Source organism: Nocardia carnea, assembly GCF_029868855.1.
GTDB lineage: Bacteria > Actinomycetota > Actinomycetes > Mycobacteriales > Mycobacteriaceae > Nocardia > Nocardia carnea_A.
The window spans coordinates 1-2,949 of sequence record NZ_JARWOV010000190.1 but is presented as its reverse complement, the minus strand read 5'-3'; the positions used below and the strand labels follow the sequence as shown (position 1 = coordinate 2,949).

General features: G+C 72.9%; 1 protein-coding gene. It reads right to left on the bottom strand.

Features of this window, described 5'->3' with window-relative positions:
• The coding region (locus QH195_RS17450) for a UvrD-helicase domain-containing protein (RefSeq protein WP_280436177.1) at window positions 1–2,662 on the bottom strand (2,662 nt) is incomplete at its 3' end.
• Between the last annotated feature and the right edge of the window lie 287 nt (window positions 2,663–2,949).

Genomic DNA, 2,949 nt, shown 5'->3' with positions numbered 1-2,949 from the left:
CGTTAGCGGAACCCCCCCCCCCCCCCCCCCCACCCCCCCGGGGCCCTACTCCGCCCCCGTAGGCCTGGCCGTCCAGCCGCGCGGCGCCACCCGGGCCGGGGGCGGCCGGCGGCGCCGGCGCCGCCGGTTCGTCGTCCGGGCCGAGCACTTCCTCCGGTTCGGCATCGGGCACCACGCTGTGCGCGGCGGCGGTGAGCGCCGAGTACGAGGTCCGCCGCCACTGGTCGTCCAGCTGCCGATCGAATACGGCCACCGCAAGCGCCTTCTCGGCGGTGCCGGCGCGCGCGTGGTACGCCGGTAGCTCCGGGCCCGGATCCGCCGCCGTGACCGAGATGGTGTCCGCCGCTTCCGCGGCCCAGGCGCGGATCCGATCCACCACTACAGCGTCCTCGTCGACCGGCGCGCGGGGTTTCGGCTGCGCCGACTCCGGTGTCCGGCCGAACAGCAACCGGTGCAGCGGTGCGACCGCCGTCCCGAACGACGGCGCCCACCAGGCCACCACCTGACAGCACGCACGCGTGAGCGCGACATAGCACAACCGCAGTTCTTCGCCCGCCGATTCGCTGTCCGCGCGCTCCTTCCGAGCGTTGTAGCCAGGTGCGTCCGGCCCACCGATATCGAGCACCCGGGCCCCGTTTTCGTGCATCAACAGAGTGGCCGGTTTCGGATCGGCCGAACTGTCCCAGGCGAACGGCAGGTACACGATCGGGAATTCGAGCCCCTTGCTGGCATGCACGGTCGCCAGTTGCACCGCGGCCAGATCCCGGTCCAGCCGCCGGCTGCGCCCGGCCACCGAACCCGACCCGGGCTCCCGGATACGATCGCCGAGCCATCTGGTCAGCGCGGTGAGCCCGAAACCCTCCGTGGCCGACACTTCGTCGAGCAGCTGGGCGAGCTGGCGGATATCGGTGAGCCGGCGCTCACCGTGCTCGACGGCCAGCAGCCGCGGTACCAGCCGGGTCGCGGCGGAGAGCTCCTCGAAAACGGCCGCGAACCCCGCACGGGCGAACAGGCGGGCCGCATCGCGTAGTTCGGCGCTCACCCGCCCCACCAGATCGGCCCCGCCGGTATCCATCTCGGTACTCGTGTACCCGAAGATCGGCGTGAGTGCGGCCAGCCGGACCCGGTCCGCGCGATGCGGTTGTTCGAGCGCGGACAGCACCCACAACCAATCGGTGGCGCTCGGGGTACCGAAAACGCTGCTGCCACTGGCCAGTACGACCGGCACGCCCGCGCGTTCGAGGGCCTCCCGGACCACCTCCAACTGGGTGTGAGTGCGCACGAGCACCGCGATATCGCCGGGTCCCAGCGGACGCCCCTCCTCCACCGGCGCCCCACCGCGGGCACCGGTGTGTGCTGCCGGTCGCCGGCCGGTCGCCTCGGTGAGTTCGGTGCCCGACTCCAGCAGCGCGACGATATCGCCCGCCAGATCCGCGGCGACGCGAGCACGCTGCCGGTGGATATTCGGATAACCCGACATTCCCCGCGGCCCCGCCCCGGTGCGCGGCAGGCACCGCAAACGCAGCGGCGTGATCAGTTCGGCCGGTCCGCGCAACCGGGTCCACGGCCGGGTCGCGGTCACGGTGGGTACGACGATCTCGTCGTGCCCGAGCGCCGCTCCGCCGAGCAGATGGTCGAGCGCGCGTAGCAGGCCGGCGTCGCTGCGGCGGTTGGTGGTGAGTTCGCGCCGGGCGGTCGCCTGGCCTACGGCGTCGAGGTAGCTGAGCACTTCGGCACCGCGGAACGCATAGATCGCCTGTTTGGGGTCACCCACCAGCACGAGCGTGTTGTGCCCGTGGAATGCGCGGTACAGGATCTCCCATTGCAGTGGATCGGTGTCCTGGAATTCGTCCACCAGCACCACCGGATACCGGTCGCGGATGCGGTGGCACGCGCCGGGGCCGCGCATGGGGTCGGCCAGGATATCGCGCAGCAACACCAGCAGATCGTCGAAATCACGGATACTCGAAAGCCTCTTGCGGCGTTCGGTTTCCGCGCGCACCGCCGTGGCGAAGGCCACTCGCTGCGCGGATACCTCGTCGGTATCGGGGGCGAGTACCGCCTGCCGGTCGCGCACCGCCGCGGACGCGAACCGGTGGGCCTGCTTCACCGTGAACGGCGCGGGGGTGCGCGCGTAACAGCTCAGATACAGATCGTCGATCACCGCGCGGATGAGGTCGTCGGCCTCCTCCACCAGCCGTACACCGGGGTCGAGGTCGCCGGCGACACCCAGTTCGGCCAGCATGCGCCGGCAGAAACTGTGCGTGGTGGCGATGACCCCGGCATCGAAATCGGAGAGCGCGGTGAGCAACCGGGACCGGCGGGCCGCCACCTCACCGGGTTCGGCGGCAGCGAGGTGGCGCACCAGTTCGTCGGTCGCGGTGCTCGCGGCCGGCGGATCGGCGAGGGCGGCGGCAACGGTGACGAACCGGTCGCGGGTCCGTTCGCGCAGTTCCTGGGTCGCGGCGCGGCTGAATGTCACCAGCAGCAGCCGCGATATCGGGATCGCGGCCTCGGCGACGTAGCGTACGGCGAGTCCGACGATCGCATAGGTTTTCCCGGTGCCCGCACTGGCCTCCAGCACGGTGGTGCCGGTCGGCAGGGCATCGCAGAGCGCGAAGGTGCCGTCCACGGTGGGCGGTGTGGTGGCGGTCGCTGTCACGGCACCCGCCCGACGTATCCGCTGCGCGCGGTGCTCACGGCGCCCCCTGCTGTTCGGCCCGCAGCAGTGGTGCCCAGAGGCGGCGGGCGATGGAACCGAACCGCGTGGTTTCCACAGGTTCACCGGCCGGGGGCCGCGGCGGGGGGGGGGCGCGGGGGGGCCCCCCCCCGACCCCCGGGGCCCCCCCCACCCCGGGGCGGGGGGGGGGGGTGGGGGGGGGGCCCCGGGGGGCCCCCGCGCCCGGGGCGGGGGGGCCCGGGCCCCCCGGGCGCGGGCGGTTCCCGACC